Source organism: Streptomyces sp. AF1A (assembly GCF_047340315.1).
GTDB lineage: Bacteria > Actinomycetota > Actinomycetes > Streptomycetales > Streptomycetaceae > Streptomyces.
Genome location: NZ_JBLEBI010000019.1, coordinates 26,543 through 42,465 on the forward strand (window position 1 = coordinate 26,543; position 15,923 = coordinate 42,465).

Sequence of the window (15,923 nt, forward strand, 5' to 3'; positions counted from 1 at the left end):
AACTCGGACAGTCTGCCATATGGGGCGGGGCGGATGCCAATCGAGCCGGAGAGAATACCCCGGGAGGGGCTGCGGGCAAACCGACAGGCGCGGACTCCGTCGTCGTGTCCCGGACACGGCGATCAAGTTCCCGTACGGCTGGACCGTCCGCTTCGACTTCCGGGAGCACCTGGAGACGGGCGACCGGGCCCTGGCTCCGTTCAGCTCGGTCGTCGTCCCGCACGACGGAACGGAGCCGCACTTCGCGCCCACGGCCCTGCCTGCCCACGAGTACCTGGCGCTGCAGGCCTCCGGCGCCTGGCCGGGCTCCTGGCAGGCCTGGCGAAACGCCGGGTGGGGCGTCGATCCGCAGCGGCAGGCCGCGAACTGGCTGCACGGCATGTACGGCGGCCTGGTCGAGCTGGCCACGCCGTCCCCGATCCACGAGTCGGCCACCGCCTGGCTGATGGCCTGCCGGGCGCTGCCCCAGCCGGGCTTTCCCGAGACCCCCATGCTGGCGGCCTCGGTCGTCGTCCCCAAGGACGGCGGCACCCCTTTCCACCCCGCCCCCGGCAACCCGCTCGCCGACCTGGACCCGGTGCCACCCGCCGAGACCGCCCACCGGGTCGCGGGCCAGTCCCGCCGGCTCAACGCGCGCGGCTGCGTGGTCGCCGTGCACTGCGGGATCGACGGCACCCCGTCCGCCGCCCTGCCCTGGCAGCCGTCCCACGAGGCCCCTGGCTGGTGGGACCGGCTGTGCCGCCGCTACTTCCCGGAGTTCGAGCAGATCGAGGTGAGTGACTGGAACGACGTGATCAAGGCGGTCGCCGAGCCGGGCCCCGGCACCCGCGGTGTCCTCTGGGTGCGCCGCGAGATCGGCGGCCAGGAGGTCAGCGGGAACCTGCTGTACGCCCACAACCACCAGGGGCAGGTGGTCTTCCTGGACGGCGTGACCGCCTCGCTGGGTCGGCTGGACACGCCCGGCCTGCTGCGCGAACTCGTGCTGCTGCGCTCCCTAGGACGCTGAGCCGGGCGGAGGCGACGGCGCTGGACCGGAGGGCGGTGGACCGGCGCCCCACTGCGGCGCGGGGGCCCACCCGGCGGTGAGCCGTTTGCGGTGGCGGCCGCGGCGGACGGCGGTGACGACGACGATGGTCACGGTCGCGGCGAACGCGGCGAAGAAGCAGCCGATCCCCGCGACGATGCCGCTGACCAAGGCTCCGACCTTCGGCTTGTCTCCCAGCGCGAACTCGGCCGGCCGCTCCGAGGTGCAGGTGACCGTGTAGTCGCCGCTGGAGACGGGCTTGACCTCGAAGACGCGCTCCCAACTGCGGGACCCGGCGGTGACAGTGAAGGTGACGGACGGCTGCGTGATCGACCCGGACGGCATCCCCGGGATCCGGCAGGCGACCCGGCCCTTCCCGGACTGGGAGACGTAGATCGCCCTGGTCTTCCCCTGGACGAAGCCGAACGTCCGCGCATCACCGCTGGAGAAGCTCCGGGCGGTGTCGACCGAGTCCACCGTGCTCGTCACCGTCACCACGATGAACGCGGCACCGGCACCGGCCAGTACGAGCCCGAGCAGCGCGGCCACCAGGTACCAGATGCGCCGAGGCCGCAGATCCTTCGCCGGGACGGTCGGCGGCACGGGCAGCGGCCCGCCGTACGGTGCTCCCCAGGGACTTTGTATCGCCACAGGGGCGCATGCTACGGCAACTCAGCCTTGTGAGCTGGCACTTGTGGAGGCATACGGCAGGAAGTCGGCCCAGGCCGTGGGCGTGACCGTGAGCCGCGGGCCTTCGGTGTTCTTGGAGTCGCGGATGTGGACGGCGGTTGCGGTGGGTGCTATCTCCAGGCAGTCGTTGCCGTTGCTGCTGTCGCTGTAGCTGCTCTTGAACCAGTGGAGTTCCGGGATGCTCATACTTCTCCCCGCGCTTGCTCGATGAAGGCCAGAGATTCCTCCGGCGTGAGCGCCTGAGCCCGGATGATGCCATAGCGAAGGTCGAGAAGCCGGAGCTGCCTCGGGTTCGAGACCGGGCGGCCCGCGAAGTCGCCGTCGGCGCGGCCCATCCCCGTGCCATCCGCGAACTTCAGCACTTGGATCCGGCCCCCCGTTCCAGGATGGTTCGCGCGCGCCGTCGGCATCACCTGTAGCTCCACGAACGGCAACCTCGCCACCTCCAGCATGTGTTCGAGCTGCCGACGCAGCACCATTGTGTCGCCGATCGGGCGGCGCAGCGTCACCTCTTCCAGGACAAAGCTGAACTCCGGTGCGGGTGACCGCTCGAAGACGGACTTGCGGGCCATGCGGGCGCCCACCATGCGCTCCAGTTCGCCCGGCGAGTAGGCCGGACGCCAGGTGCGCAGCAGCGCCCGCGCGTACTCCTCCGTCTGCAGCAGGCCGTGGATGTTGTGGTTGCTGTACAGCAGCATCTCCACCGCCCGCCCCTCCAGCTCCGCCAGCTGCCGCACCTTCTTCGGGTAGCGGGCCTTCCTCATGTCCTCCCTGAAGGCCCTCAGATGTCCCTGCGCCTTCAGGACCTGGTCCGCCCGGTCCAGGAACTCCGGCCGGGGGATGCGGGCCCCGCGCTCGATCTTGCGGATCATGTCCTCGCCGTACCCGAGGGCGGTCGCCAGGTCGGCGACGCTCGTCCCGGCCGCTTCTCGGCAGACCTTGAGCAGGCGCCCCACCGCCTGCACCACCGGCTCGATCTCGTCGCCCGGCTCCACGTCCCAGCCCGTCTCCTCCACACCGTCGCCCACGGCACCTCCTCCGACGCGCACTCGTACCCGTACAACGCCTGAGACAGCCGAGACAGCCGAGACAAAGCCGGGACAGTCACCGTACGTACAGGCGTTGTCACTCATCTACGGAAGCAGGTCTCGCCACGCTGGGTGATGTGAATCAAGGAATGGCTGTCCCTGAAAACCAACTCAACGGCAACATCCCCCACTTCAGCATCCGCCTCTCCCCCACGCCCCGCGGCGCCCGTCTCGCACGCCTGCTCGCCGAGCAGCAACTCCGCGCGTGGGAGCTCCCGTTGGAGAAGGCGGCACACATCGTCGCCGAGCTGGCGGCGAACGCCGCGACCCATGGCCGTGTGCCGGGCCGCGACTTCCGGTTGCTGCTCTACGTCGTCGCCGGCACGCTCCGCATCGAGGTCACCGACACGCGTGGTGACCGCCTGCCCCGGATCCGGGACGCGTCCGCGGACGGCGAGTCCGGCCGCGGGCTCCTGCTCGTGGAGGCTCTGGCCGACCGCTGGGGCGTCTCACCGGGCCGACCGCCGCGCAAGACCGTATGGGCCGAGATCGCCCTTCCCGCACCGGAGCCGGAGCGCCCGTAGGAAGCCGCGGATCACACGCGTGCGTCAGGGGCCTGTGGGACGAGGTTGTTGGCGCTGAGCAGGTTCCCGTCCACCGGCAGTCGCCGAATCTCGCGGGACTCCCCGATCCCCGGGTCGCGGACGGAGACGACCAGGGTGTAGGCCGGCTGGCCGGTGATGGTGCGATGGGAGTCGACGGGTGCCAGGAGACCCTGCATCACGGTGTGGGCGTCGTATCCGGGACACAGGGCCTCAAGGGGCAGGGTGACCTCGGCGCTGCCGCCTTCGGTGAGGTTGATGTGGGCCGTGTCGGTGCCGTCGGACGTGTGGGAGGAGCTCCAGGTGACCGGCAGGCCGTGCGCGCCGGCGACCAGGCCGTGCGGCCCCTCGATCTCCACCGCGACGCCCTCCCCGCCCAGGGTTCGGGACAGCTCGAGCGAGCCCTTGGGGCCCGGCGCGAAGTTCAGCCCGATGCCGAAGTGGCCGGGGCCGTGGGACAGGCGCTCGTATCCGTAGGAGCCGAGGGTGAGCCGAGGACCGGTCAGGGGGCGGTCGGCGGACTCCGGCGGCGGAGGCGAGGAGGCCGACGCGGGCAGCGGGAAGTAGTGGTAGCCCTTGGCGCCGCAGTGGTCGCCGTCGGAGACCCCGCCCCCCGGCAGTGCCACGTTCTTGGCCGGGCCGGATTCGGACGAGCGGAGCAGCGAGAACAGGTTCATCTGGTAGGCGCCCAGGAGGACGACCGCTGCCACGGCCAGCCAGGGGGCTGCGGCGGCCATGCGGCCGCGCAGCGTCCTGCCCTTCGGCCTGCGGGGCCGGCCCAGCGCCGACCGCATGGTCCGGAGCCGGCGGGCCACCATCCGTGCCCGTGCGGACGGCTCCTTCGGGGCGGTGGTGCCACGGCCCTCCGAGGCGTCCCGCAGGAACGCCTCCCACTGCTCGTCTGGTATGGAGGAGGGGTGGTCCTCAGGTTCCTCGGGTGGCGGGAGCGTACTCACGGGGTCACCCTACGGGAGCCGTGGGACACGCCGGCGTGCTCCTTCCCGGCGCCGAGCACGTCGTCGCCTCCGGCCCCTGCATCCGCTCGCCGCGCCCGTGGCGGTCGTCGCGGGCCTGGCGGGCGACGACCTGCGGGGCCCCGAGCTGGTCCGGCCACACGATGCCGGGCTCCGTGCCGCCCATCACCTGCAGCATCGCCGGATCACGGCGGCTGCCGAACGCCTGCGTCCACGGCCGCAGACCGTCCCGCGTCGTGATTGGCCGTTCCACTGGGCGGTTTTTTCCCCTTGGTAGTGTGCCGAGGACCGACGATCATTCGTCCCTGGGGGAACCAATGACCCGCGCCCGCACGGCACTTGTCCTGATCGACTTGCAGCGGTGGATCGTCGACATGGCATGGCAACCGATCGGCGGAGACGCCGTGGTCGACGCCTGTGCACGGCTGCGTGACCACTTCGCGCACACCCGTTCCGAGACCGTCGTCCTCGTCCGGTACGCACGCGCCGACGGTGCCGACGGCGGCATCGGTGCCGCCCCCAACCAGCTGGTCCCCGCCTGCGCGCCGCGTCCCGGCGACCATGTGGTGACCAAGCACGGCCTCGACGCCTTCGAGGACACCGAGTTGCACGACGTCCTGCGTCGTGCGGAGGTCACCGAGGTGGTGGTCGCCGGCCTGTCCACCGCACACGGTGTCGCGTCCACCGCCGCCACGGCGGTGCGCCTGGGCTACGGCGTCGTGGTCGTCTCCGACGCCACCGCGAGCGTGAGCGAGGCCGAACACCGAGCGGCGCTCGACCGCCTCACCGCGCTCGGCGCGCGCACCGCCGCCGTTGCGGACCTCCTGGCCGCGCAGGCCGCCGGGAACGGCCCGCTGTCGCCCCGCTGTCCGAGCGTGAAGGGGCGCTGACGCCCGAGGTCAGGGGCGATCGCCGCATCGGGGGCGGCGCGTCGAGGCGCAGGGCGCGGTGGCCGGCCCGGCCGGGTGGCCGTCCGAGCGGAGCGGGAGGGCGGAGCGGGAGCGTGGGGCGGGCGCAGGCGGCGAGCCGGAGGGCTCCGGAGCCGTCGGAGCGGGGCCGAGCGTCCGAACATGCGAAAGAGGCCCGTACGACCGAAGTCGTACGGGCCTCTCGCAGGTCGGAGACCTTCGGGTCAGGCACTGACCCTCAAGCAAGCGAACTTACTTGACGATCTTGGTGACCTGGCCGGCGCCCACGGTGCGGCCACCCTCGCGGATGGCGAACTTCAGGCCCTCCTCCATGGCGACGGGCTGGATGAGCTCCACCTTCATCTCGGTGTTGTCACCCGGCATGACCATCTCGGTGCCCTCGGGGAGGGTCACCACGCCGGTCACGTCCGTCGTGCGGAAGTAGAACTGCGGACGGTAGTTGTTGAAGAACGGCGTGTGGCGGCCACCCTCGTCCTTGGAGAGGATGTAGGCCTGCGCCTCGAACTCGGTGTGCGGGGTGACCGAGCCCGGCTTGATGATGACCTGGCCGCGCTCGACGTCCTCGCGCTTGATGCCGCGGAGGAGCAGACCGACGTTCTCACCGGCCTGGCCCTCGTCGAGCAGCTTGCGGAACATCTCGATGCCGGTGACCGTGGTGGAGGTCTTCTCCGGCTTGATGCCGATGATGTCGACGGTCTCGTTGACCTTGAGGACACCACGCTCGATACGGCCGGTGACGACCGTACCGCGACCGGTGATGGTGAAGACGTCCTCGATCGGCATCAGGAACGGCTTGTCGACGTCGCGCTCCGGCTCCGGGATCGCGGTGTCGACGGCGTTCATGAGGTCCAGCACCGACTGCGTCCACTGCGGGTCGCCCTCGAGGGCCTTCAGCGCGGAGACGCGGACGACCGGCAGGTCGTCGCCCGGGAACTCGTACTCGGACAGGAGCTCACGGACCTCGAGCTCGACGAGCTCCATGATCTCCTCGTCGTCCACCATGTCGGCCTTGTTCAGGGCGACGACGATGTACGGAACGCCGACCTGGCGGGCCAGGAGCACGTGCTCCTTGGTCTGCGGCATCGGGCCGTCGGTGGCGGCGACCACCAGGATCGCGCCGTCCATCTGCGCGGCACCGGTGATCATGTTCTTGATGTAGTCCGCGTGACCCGGGCAGTCGACGTGGGCGTAGTGACGCGCCTCGGTCTGGTACTCGACGTGCGCGATGGAGATGGTGATACCGCGCTGACGCTCCTCGGGAGCCTTGTCGATGTTGTCGAACGGGGTGGCCTCGTTCAGGTCCGGGTACGCGTCGTGCAGCACCTTGGTAATGGCGGCCGTGAGGGTCGTCTTACCGTGGTCGATGTGACCGATGGTGCCGATGTTGACGTGCGGCTTAGTCCGCTCGAACTTCGCCTTCGCCACTGGGGTCCTCCTGTGGAGTGGTTCTGTACGCCTTACTTCATCGGCGCCAGGTGATCTTTGCTGTAAAGGCCCGGAACCCGGGGCAAACATCCGTGTTTGCGGTTGTTTGCCCCGTGAGGCTCCGGAGTCAAGCCTAAGGCGTGGGAACGCGGTGCGTTACTCGCCCTTGGCCTTCGCGATGATCTCCTCGGCGACGTTCCGCGGAACCTCGGCGTAGGAGTCGAACTGCATGGAGTAGCTGGCACGGCCGGACGTCTTGCTGCGCAGGTCGCCGACGTAACCGAACATCTCCGAAAGGGGCACGAGGCCCTTCACGACGCGGGCACCGGCCCGCTCCTCCATGGCCTGGATCTGACCACGGCGGGAGTTGATGTCGCCGATGACGTCACCCATGTAGTCCTCGGGCGTGGTGACCTCGACGGCCATCATCGGCTCGAGCAGCACGGGGCTGGCCTTGCGCGCGGCCTCCTTGAAGGCCTGCGAACCGGCGATCTTGAACGCGAGCTCGGAGGAGTCCACCTCGTGGTAGGCACCGTCGAGCAGCGTGACGCGCACGCCGGTCATCTCGTAGCCGGCGAGGATGCCGAACTGCATGGCCTCCTGCGCACCCGCGTCGACCGAAGGGATGTACTCCTTCGGCACGCGGCCACCGGTCACCTTGTTGACGAACTCGTACGAGGCGTCGCCGCTCTCGATCGGCTCGATCGCGATGATGACGCGGGCGAACTGGCCGGTACCACCCGTCTGCTTCTTGTGGGTGTACTCGACCTTCTCGACCGACTTGCGGATGGTCTCGCGGTACGCGACCTGCGGCTTGCCGACGTTGGCCTCGACCTTGAACTCACGGCGCATACGGTCGACCAGCACCTCGAGGTGCAGCTCGCCCATGCCGCCGATGATGGTCTGGCCGGTCTCCTCGTCCGAGTGGACCTGGAAGGACGGGTCCTCCTCGGCGAGGCGCTGGATCGCGACGCCCAGCTTCTCCTGGTCGCCCTTCGACTTGGGCTCGATGGCGACCTGGATGACCGGCGCCGGGAAGTCCATGGACTCCAGGATCACCGGGGCCTTGTCGTCGGACAGCGTCTCACCGGTGGTGGTCTGCTTCAGGCCCATGACGGCGACGATGTCGCCGGCGCCCACCGACTCGATCTCCTCACGCTTGTTGGCGTGCATGCGGTAGATCTTGCCGATGCGCTCCTTCTTGCCCTTCACGGAGTTCAGCACGGAGCTGCCGGACTCCAGACGGCCGGAGTACACGCGGACGAAGGTCAGCTTGCCGAGGTGCGGGTCGCTCATGATCTTGAACGCCAGCGCCGACAGCGGCTCGTCGTCGGACGGCTTGCGCTTGATGACCGTCTCCGGGTCCTTGACGTCGTGGCCCTCGATGGCCTCGATGTCGACCGGGGACGGCAGGTAGCGCACGACCGCGTCGAGCAGGGGCTGAACGCCCTTGTTCTTGAACGCGGTGCCGCAGAACACCGGGGTGACGGTGGTGCCGCTGCCCTTGCCGGAGGCGATGGTGATACGGCGGATCGCCGCGTACAGCTGCTCCTCGGAGGGCTCCTCGCCCTCCAGGTACAGCTCCATCAGCTCTTCGTCGTTCTCCGCGACGGCCTCGAGCAGCTTGCCGCGCCACTCCTCGGCGGCCTCGGTGTGCGTGGCCGGGATGTCGACGACGTCGTACATCTCGCCCTTGGTCGCCTCCGCGGACCAGACCAGGGCCTTCATGCGGACCAGGTCCACGACGCCCTTGAAGTCGGCTTCGGCGCCGATCGGCAGCTGCATGACCAGCGGCTGCGCGCCCAGGCGGTCGGAGATCATGTCGACGCAGCGGTGGAACTCGGCACCGGTGCGGTCGAGCTTGTTGACGAAGCAGATGCGCGGCACGCCGTAGCGGTCCGCCTGACGCCACACGGTCTCGGACTGCGGCTCGACACCGGCGACGCCGTCGAACACCGTCACGGCACCGTCGAGCACGCGCAGGGAGCGCTCCACCTCGACCGTGAAGTCGACGTGGCCCGGGGTGTCGATGATGTTGATGGTGTGGTCGACGTCGTCCAGCGCCCAGTGACAGGTGGTGGCAGCAGAGGTGATCGTGATGCCACGCTCCTGCTCCTGCTCCATCCAGTCCATGGTGGCGGCGCCGTCGTGGACCTCGCCGATCTTGTACGAAACGCCGGTGTAGAACAGGATCCGCTCGGTGGTGGTCGTCTTGCCCGCGTCGATATGGGCCATGATCCCGATGTTCCGGACCCTGGCCAGGTCAAGTGAAGTGGTAGCCATAAGGCTTCAGTCTTCTCTCGGTCTCGATGTGGGTAGCGACTACCAGCGGTAGTGCGCGAAGGCCTTGTTGGACTCGGCCATCTTGTGGGTGTCCTCGCGCTTCTTCACAGCCGCACCGAGGCCGTTGGAGGCGTCGAGGAGCTCGTTGAGGAGACGCTCGGTCATGGTCTTCTCGCGACGGGCGCGGGAGTAACCGACCAGCCAGCGCAGCGCCAGGGTGTTGGCACGGCCGGGCTTGACCTCGACCGGAACCTGGTAGGTGGCGCCACCGACACGGCGGGACTTGACCTCGAGGGTCGGCTTGATGTTGTCGAGAGCGCGCTTGAGCGTGATGACCGGGTCGTTGCCCGTCTTCTCGCGCAGACCCTCCATGGCGCCGTAGACGATGCGCTCGGCGGTGGAGCGCTTGCCGTTCAGCAGCACCTTGTTGATCAGGGAGGTCACCAGAGGAGAGCCGTAGACCGGGTCGATGATGACCGGACGCTTCGGGGCGGGGCCCTTACGAGGCATTCTTACTTCTCCTTCTTGGCGCCGTAACGGCTGCGGGCCTGCTTGCGGTTCTTGACACCCTGGGTGTCGAGGGAGCCACGGATGATCTTGTAGCGAACACCCGGCAGGTCCTTCACACGGCCGCCGCGCACGAGCACGATGGAGTGCTCCTGCAGGTTGTGTCCCTCACCCGGAATGTAAGCGGTGACCTCGATGCCGCTGGTCAGACGCACACGCGCGACCTTGCGGAGGGCCGAGTTCGGCTTCTTCGGGGTGGTCGTGAACACACGCGTGCAGACGCCACGACGCTGAGGGGAACCCTCGAGTGCGGGCGTCTTGTTCTTCTCGACCTTGTCCTGCCGGCCCTTGCGGACCAGCTGCTGGATCGTAGGCACTACTTCTCCGGTTTCTGTGTGCCGATGGGTACAGCTAACCTGGAACGTCGCCGACCCACGCGGTCGGGTGTGTCGAATCCGCCAGACTCCCGCCGGAAGGCGAAAAAGGCGCGAATTACGGTGGCCGGTCGCGGCTCGCCATGCGGTTTACAGGCACGCACAGCAGCCAGGGCACACCCCAGGCACAAGGTCTGAGCGTACCTACCTCATTCGCTGTGGTCAAAACAAATGGGACTCGGCGGTCCCACCGCGCGCGGGATGTCAAGTCCCCGTACCCTAGGTGATCTTCGAATCGCTGTCCCGGACCCTCGCCGGGGGCGGCGCACCGGGTCAGCCGGGTGGAGCGACCACGCGTGCGAGCCCGGTTCCGCACGGACAGACTGGGATCATGTCCGCGCCCCAGGGGCAGCCGCCGTCCCCGCCGAAGTCCACGTTCCTGGACAAGGCGGCGTACATCGCGGCCCCCGGGACGGTCGTCGTGGGCCTGCTCTACTACATCGGCGCCACCTACACCGAGAAGTACTACGCCGTCCTCGGGGTGCCCGTGGGCGATCTGCAGTTGTCCTACCAGGCCATGGTGGCCAGGGCGCCGAGCCCGGTGTTCCTGCCCCTGTGGTGCCTGCTGGTCGGCGGGGCGGTCGTCCTGCTGGTGCTCGGCCGGCTCGGACAGGCCCTGGCCGCCCCCGGGCACGCGGTACGGCGCCGCAGAACGATCCGCCTGCTCCTCGCCGCCGGCCTGATCATGACAGCGCTCGGCTTCCCGGTGTACTGGACGCATCTGCTGTCCCCCCTGCCGGGAGGCAGGTGGCTCGACTTCCTGTCGCCCCTGATCGTCGCTCTCGGCGCCACAGCGGCCTTCTTCGCCGTCCAGCTGCGCCTGGGCGAGAGCGGGAGCCTGCGCAGCCGCGAGGGCCGCACCGGCGAGGCGCTGTGGCTGACGGGCGGTGCCGTGCTGCTCGGGCTGCTGGCGATGAGCCTGTTCCTTCAGGTGGCGCGGTACACGGCCGTGGCGGGACGCAGCGACGCCCAGGACGAGGCCGACGGCGGCTACCGGCAGAGCATGCAGGTGGTGGTGCACTCGCGCTTCCGGCTCTCCCACCATGCCCAGCGCATCGGCTTCCACGACGGGGGTGCCGGCAGCGGGCCGTACCGGTTCCAGTACAGCGGCTTTCGCCTGATCGCAAAGAGCCCGGGCCGCTTCTACCTGGTCTCCTCCGCCTCGCACTTCGCGGACCGCATCGTGGTGGTACTGCCCGACGACGGCAACGTCTGGGTGGAGCTGCGCGGCGAGTGAGGCATCGGCGCCGCGCTCACGTCGTGCCGGGACTGGGCGTGACGGTCGGGGTCGGGGCCGGCGACCGCGTACTGCCGTCGGGCTCGGGCGTGGGCGACAGGGTGGTCAGGGTGGTGCTGGGCTCCGGTGCCGTGGTGGTGGCCGTGGAGACGGACGGGGTCGCAGTGGTCGTCCGCGGCGAGACGGGGCTCGTGGTGGCGGGCTCGACCGCCGTGCCGGTGACGGTCGCGGTGAACGTCGCTCCGGTGTCGGTCTCGGCGGTCAGCGTCCCGTGAAACGCGCCCGGCCCCGACGCCGTGTGCTGGATGACGACGTCACAGTGGCCTCCGGCCGGAATCCGGACATGGGTGCACCGGTCCTGGGCGAGCAGATAGCCGCCGGCGCCCGAGGTGACGGCGATGTGCGTGATGGTCATGGGTCTGTCCGTGGTGTTGACGAACTCCACCTTGCCGGCCGCCGTCCTGCCCACGCCCACGGACGGCATGTGGACCTGCGACGCGCCGGAGCCCGAGTCGCCGCCCGGGAAGAGGCTCGCCAGCGTGGCCATGGCTCCGGTCTGCGGCGCACTGGGCGTGGCGGCCCCACCGCGCTCCTTGCACCCGGTCAGGGCGGCCAGGGCGGCGATCGACGCCGCCATGGCCAGGCCGCGAGCACATGCGGACGTCATGACGTCGGACCTCCACCACGGTTCGGCCGCTCCTCGTCCTCAACGTCGCACGCGGGCGCCGGTGGCCGGCCGTCGGCGCCGGACGATCACCGCGGGATCACCCGAAAGAGGGCACGGATGCGCCGAAGGGCGGCCACCACGCGGGTGACCGCCCTTCGGTTCAAGCTGCTCGCTTACTGGTTGTACGGACCGTAGTCGTAGTCCTCCAGCGGGACGGCCTGGCCGGAGCCGGTGCCGAACGGCGAGTAGTCGATGTCGTCGTAGCCGACGGCCGAGTACATCGCGGCCTTGGCCTCCTCGGTCGGCTCGACCCGGATGTTGCGGTAGCGGGACAGGCCCGTACCGGCCGGGATGAGCTTACCGATGATGACGTTCTCCTTGAGGCCGATGAGGCTGTCGGACTTGGCGTTGATCGCCGCGTCCGTCAGGACTCGGGTCGTCTCCTGGAAGGAGGCGGCCGACAGCCAGGACTCCGTCGCCAGCGAGGCCTTGGTGATACCCATCAGCTGCGGACGGCCGGAGGCCGGGTGACCGCCCTCCTGGACCACACGACGGTTCTCCTGCTCGAACTTCGAGCGCTCGACCAGCTCGCCGGGCAGCAGCTCGGCGTCGCCGGACTCGATGATCGTCACGCGGCGCAGCATCTGCCGGATGATGATCTCGATGTGCTTGTCGTGGATCGACACGCCCTGCGAGTTGTAGACCTTCTGGACCTCGCCGACCAGGTGGACCTGGACGGCACGCTGACCCAGGATGCGCAGCACGTCGTGCGGGTTGGTGGCACCCACGGTGAGCTGCTGGCCCACCTCGACGTGGTCGCCTTCGCGGACCAGGACCTTGGCGCGCTTGGAGATCGGGTACGCCGTCTCGTCGCTGCCGTCGTCCGGGGTGACGATGATCTTCTTCGTCTTCTCGGTCTCCTCGATCCGCACGCGGCCGGTGGCCTCGGAGATCGGGGCGACACCCTTCGGGGTACGGGCCTCGAAGAGCTCGACGACACGCGGCAGACCCTGGGTGATGTCGTCACCGGCCACACCACCGGTGTGGAAGGTACGCATCGTCAGCTGGGTACCGGGCTCACCGATGGACTGGGCGGCGATGATGCCGACCGCCTCACCGATGTCGACCAGCTTGCCGGTGGCCAGCGAACGGCCGTAGCACATGGCGCAGGTGCCGACGGCGGACTCGCAGGTCAGGACCGAGCGGGTCTTGACCTCCTCGACGCCGCGGCCGACGAGCTCCTCGATGAGGACGTCGCCCAGGTCGGTGCCGGCCGGGGCCAGCACCTGGCCGTCGACCACGATGTCCTCGGCGAGGCAGCGCGCGTACACGGACGTCTCGACGTTGTCCGTCTTGCGCAGCACGCCGTCCGCGCCCCGGTCCGCGATCCGCAGCTTGAGACCGCGGTCGGTTCCGCAGTCCTCCTCGCGGATGATGACGTCCTGCGAGACGTCGACCAGACGACGAGTGAGGTAACCCGAGTCGGCCGTACGCAGGGCGGTGTCCGCCAGACCCTTACGGGCACCGTGCGTGGAGATGAAGTACTCCAGCACGGACAGGCCCTCACGGAACGACGCCTTGATCGGACGCGGGATCGTCTCGTTCTTCGCGTTCGACACCAGACCACGCATACCGGCGATCTGACGCATCTGCATCATGTTGCCTCGTGCACCCGAGTTCACCATCATGAAGATCGGGTTGGTCTTCGGGAAGTTCTCGTTCATCGCCTCGGCGACCTCGTTGGTCGCCTTGGTCCAGATCGCGATGAGCTCCTGCGTGCGCTCGTCCTTGGTGATCAGACCGCGCTCGTACTGCTTCTGGACCTTCTCGTCCTGCGCCTCGTAGCCCTTGACGATCTCCTTCTTCGCCTCGGGAACGACGACGTCGGAGATGGCCACGGTGACACCGGAACGGGTGGCCCAGTAGAAGCCGGCCGCCTTCAGGTTGTCGAGCGTCGCCGCCACGATGACCTTCGGGTAGCGCTCGGCGAGGTCGTTGACGATCTCGGAGAGCTGCTTCTTGCCGACCTCGTAGTCGACGAACGGGTAGTCCTCGGGCAGAAGCTCGTTGAAGAGCGCGCGGCCCAGCGTGGTGTTCAGCCGGAAGCTGTCACCCTGCTGCCACTCCGGCTCGCCCTCCTCGCGCGCCGGCGGGGTCCAGCCGCGCGGCGGGATGGTGCCCACCGGGAAGCGGATGTCCACGCGCGACTGCAGCGACAGCTCGCCGGCGTCGAACGCCATGATCGCCTCGGCCACGGACGCGAACGAGCGGCCCTCGCCCTTGACGTCACGCATCTCGCCGTCGGTGGTGAGGAAGAACAGACCGAGGACCATGTCCTGGGTCGGCATCGTCACCGGACGGCCGTCGGCCGGCTTGAGGATGTTGTTCGAGGACAGCATCAGGATGCGGGCCTCGGCCTGCGCCTCCGCGGACAGCGGCAGGTGCACGGCCATCTGGTCGCCGTCGAAGTCCGCGTTGAACGCGGTGCACACGAGCGGGTGGATCTGGATGGCCTTGCCCTCGACCAGCTGCGGCTCGAAGGCCTGGATGCCGAGGCGGTGCAGGGTGGGAGCACGGTTGAGCAGCACCGGGTGCTCGGCGATGACCTCTTCGAGGACGTCGTACACGACGGTGCGGCCGCGCTCCACCATGCGCTTGGCGCTCTTGATGTTCTGCGCGTGGTTCAGGTCGACCAGACGCTTCATCACGAACGGCTTGAACAGCTCCAGCGCCATCGCCTTCGGCAGACCGCACTGGTGCAGCTTCAGCTGCGGGCCGACGACGATCACGGAACGCGCCGAGTAGTCGACACGCTTGCCCAGCAGGTTCTGACGGAAGCGACCCTGCTTGCCCTTCAGCATGTCGCTGAGGGACTTCAGCGGGCGGTTGCCGGGGCCGGTCACCGGGCGACCGCGACGGCCGTTGTCGAAGAGGGCGTCAACGGCCTCCTGAAGCATGCGCTTCTCGTTGTTGACGATGATCTCGGGCGCGCCCAGGTCGAGCAGCCTCTTCAGGCGGTTGTTGCGGTTGATGACGCGGCGGTACAGGTCGTTCAGGTCGGAGGTCGCGAAGCGGCCACCGTCCAGCTGCACCATCGGACGCAGGTCCGGCGGGATGACCGGGACGCAGTCCAGGACCATGCCCTTGGGGCTGTTGGACGTCTGCAGGAACGCGGAGACGACCTTCAGCCGCTTCAGGGCGCGGGTCTTCTTCTGGCCCTTGCCGGTGCGGATGATCTCGCGGAGCTTCTCGGCCTCCTCCTCGAGGTCGAAGGACTCCAGGCGCTTCTGCAGCGCCGCGGCACCCATCGAGCCGTCGAAGTAGGTGCCGAAGCGGTCCCGCAGCTCGCGGTAGAGCAGCTCGTCGCCCTCGAGGTCCTGGACCTTGAGGTTCTTGAACCGGTTCCACACCTCGTCGAGGCGGTCGATCTCGCGCTGCGCGCGGTCGCGCAGCTGCTTCATCTCGCGCTCGGCGCCCTCGCGCACCTTGCGGCGCACGTCGGCCTTGGCGCCCTCGGCCTCCAGCTCGGCCAGGTCGGCCTCGAGCTTCTTGGCGCGGGCCTCCAGGTCGGCGTCGCGGCGGTTCTCGATCTGCTGGCGCTCGACCGAGACGTGCGCCTCCAGGGAGGGCAGGTCGCGGGTGCGGCGCTCCTCGTCGACGTACGTGATCATGTACGCCGCGAAGTAGATGACCTTCTCGAGGTCCTTCGGAGCCAGGTCGAGCAGGTAGCCCAGCCGGCTCGGGACACCCTTGAAGTACCAGATGTGCGTGACGGGCGCGGCCAGTTCGATGTGGCCCATCCGCTCACGGCGCACCTTGGCGCGGGTCACCTCGACGCCGCAGCGCTCACAGATGATGCCCTTGAAGCGGACGCGCTTGTACTTGCCGCAGTAGCACTCCCAGTCCCGGGTCGGACCGAAGATCTTCTCGCAGAAGAGTCCGTCCTTTTCGGGCTTGAGGGTGCGGTAGTTGATGGTCTCGGGCTTCTTGACCTCGCCGTGGCTCCACTGACGGATGTCGTCAGCGGTGGCCAGGCCGATCCGGAGCTCGTCGAAGAAGTTGACGTCGAGCACTATGCGTCAATCCCTCTCAGGGTCGTAAGTCTGTGGTCTGTACGGGGGCC

At 68.9% G+C, this 15,923-nt stretch carries 15 protein-coding genes; 4 read left to right on the forward strand and 11 right to left on the reverse strand.

What is annotated here, in order from left to right; genetic code table 11:
* The first annotated feature begins 19 nt into the window (after positions 1–19).
* Positions 20–1,006 (forward strand): toxin glutamine deamidase domain-containing protein, encoded by a 987-nt coding sequence (locus ACLU3S_RS09205; protein ID WP_413951248.1) that lies wholly within the window; start codon positions 20–22, stop codon positions 1,004–1,006.
* Here the strand turns inward: ACLU3S_RS09205 and ACLU3S_RS09210 are convergent.
* The 3 genes from ACLU3S_RS09210 to ACLU3S_RS09220 are packed head-to-tail and all read right to left on the reverse strand — an operon-like array spanning position 995 to position 2,742.
* Entirely contained in the window at positions 995–1,675 is a 681-nt protein-coding gene (locus ACLU3S_RS09210; protein ID WP_413951249.1) for a serine/arginine repetitive matrix protein 2, read from the reverse strand. The genes ACLU3S_RS09205 and ACLU3S_RS09210 overlap by 12 nt on opposite strands.
* Before the next feature lie 21 nt (positions 1,676–1,696).
* Positions 1,697–1,900 carry a DUF397 domain-containing protein gene (locus ACLU3S_RS09215; protein WP_413951250.1) on the reverse strand — a complete coding sequence of 68 codons (204 nt, stop codon included), beginning with the start codon at positions 1,898–1,900 and terminating at the stop codon, positions 1,697–1,699.
* On the reverse strand, positions 1,897–2,742 hold the full coding sequence (locus ACLU3S_RS09220; RefSeq protein ID WP_413951251.1) for a helix-turn-helix domain-containing protein: 846 nt from the start codon (positions 2,740–2,742) through the stop codon (positions 1,897–1,899). The genes ACLU3S_RS09215 and ACLU3S_RS09220 overlap by 4 nt, the downstream gene beginning before the upstream one ends.
* A 149-nt stretch (positions 2,743–2,891) precedes the next feature.
* On the opposite strand from ACLU3S_RS09220, the gene ACLU3S_RS09225 reads away from it, so the two are divergent.
* The gene (locus tag ACLU3S_RS09225; protein ID WP_413951252.1) at positions 2,892–3,326 is read left to right on the forward strand and encodes an ATP-binding protein; all 435 of its coding nucleotides are present in this window, start codon (positions 2,892–2,894) and stop codon (positions 3,324–3,326) included.
* 11 nt (positions 3,327–3,337) lie between these two features.
* Here ACLU3S_RS09225 and ACLU3S_RS09230 read toward each other — a convergent pair whose 3' ends face one another.
* Together ACLU3S_RS09230 and ACLU3S_RS09235 are read right to left on the reverse strand one after the other, a co-directional pair.
* On the reverse strand, positions 3,338–4,300 hold the full coding sequence (locus ACLU3S_RS09230) for a hypothetical protein (RefSeq protein ID WP_413951253.1): 963 nt from the start codon (positions 4,298–4,300) through the stop codon (positions 3,338–3,340).
* A gap of 4 nt (positions 4,301–4,304) precedes the next feature.
* Positions 4,305–4,571, reverse strand: a complete 267-nt coding sequence (locus tag ACLU3S_RS09235) for a hypothetical protein (RefSeq protein ID WP_413951254.1) — start codon at positions 4,569–4,571, stop codon at positions 4,305–4,307.
* Between the two features lie 64 nt (positions 4,572–4,635).
* Between ACLU3S_RS09235 and ACLU3S_RS09240 the strand changes: the two genes are divergently transcribed.
* Positions 4,636–5,208, forward strand: coding sequence for a cysteine hydrolase family protein (locus ACLU3S_RS09240; protein WP_413951255.1), 573 nt, complete (start codon positions 4,636–4,638; stop codon positions 5,206–5,208).
* 270 nt (positions 5,209–5,478) lie between these two features.
* Here ACLU3S_RS09240 and tuf read toward each other — a convergent pair whose 3' ends face one another.
* The 4 genes from tuf to rpsL all read right to left on the reverse strand — a co-directional run bounded on the left by tuf (position 5,479) and on the right by rpsL (position 9,839).
* Positions 5,479–6,672 carry an elongation factor Tu gene (gene tuf, locus ACLU3S_RS09245; protein WP_413951256.1) on the reverse strand — a complete coding sequence of 398 codons (1,194 nt, stop codon included), beginning with the start codon at positions 6,670–6,672 and terminating at the stop codon, positions 5,479–5,481.
* Positions 6,673–6,828: 156 nt separating this feature from the next.
* Positions 6,829–8,955 (reverse strand): elongation factor G, encoded by a 2,127-nt coding sequence (gene fusA / locus ACLU3S_RS09250; RefSeq protein ID WP_413951257.1) that lies wholly within the window; start codon positions 8,953–8,955, stop codon positions 6,829–6,831.
* A gap of 39 nt (positions 8,956–8,994) precedes the next feature.
* Complete coding sequence (gene rpsG / locus ACLU3S_RS09255) at positions 8,995–9,465, reverse strand: 30S ribosomal protein S7 (RefSeq protein ID WP_413951258.1); 471 nt, start codon at positions 9,463–9,465, stop codon at positions 8,995–8,997.
* A 2-nt stretch (positions 9,466–9,467) separates the two neighbouring features.
* Positions 9,468–9,839, reverse strand: a complete 372-nt coding sequence (rpsL, locus tag ACLU3S_RS09260) for a 30S ribosomal protein S12 (RefSeq protein WP_003948652.1) — start codon at positions 9,837–9,839, stop codon at positions 9,468–9,470.
* Between the two features lie 388 nt (positions 9,840–10,227).
* Here rpsL and ACLU3S_RS09265 point away from each other — a divergent pair, with 388 nt between their 5' ends.
* Positions 10,228–11,133 carry a hypothetical protein gene (locus ACLU3S_RS09265; protein ID WP_413951259.1) on the forward strand — a complete coding sequence of 302 codons (906 nt, stop codon included), beginning with the start codon at positions 10,228–10,230 and terminating at the stop codon, positions 11,131–11,133.
* 16 nt (positions 11,134–11,149) lie between these two features.
* Here ACLU3S_RS09265 and ACLU3S_RS09270 read toward each other — a convergent pair whose 3' ends face one another.
* Together ACLU3S_RS09270 and ACLU3S_RS09275 are read right to left on the reverse strand one after the other, a co-directional pair.
* Positions 11,150–11,800, reverse strand: coding sequence for a hypothetical protein (locus ACLU3S_RS09270; RefSeq protein WP_413951260.1), 651 nt, complete (start codon positions 11,798–11,800; stop codon positions 11,150–11,152).
* Between the two features lie 173 nt (positions 11,801–11,973).
* Positions 11,974–15,873, reverse strand: coding sequence for a DNA-directed RNA polymerase subunit beta' (locus ACLU3S_RS09275; protein ID WP_413951261.1), 3,900 nt, complete (start codon positions 15,871–15,873; stop codon positions 11,974–11,976).
* Positions 15,874–15,923: the final 50 nt, after the last annotated feature.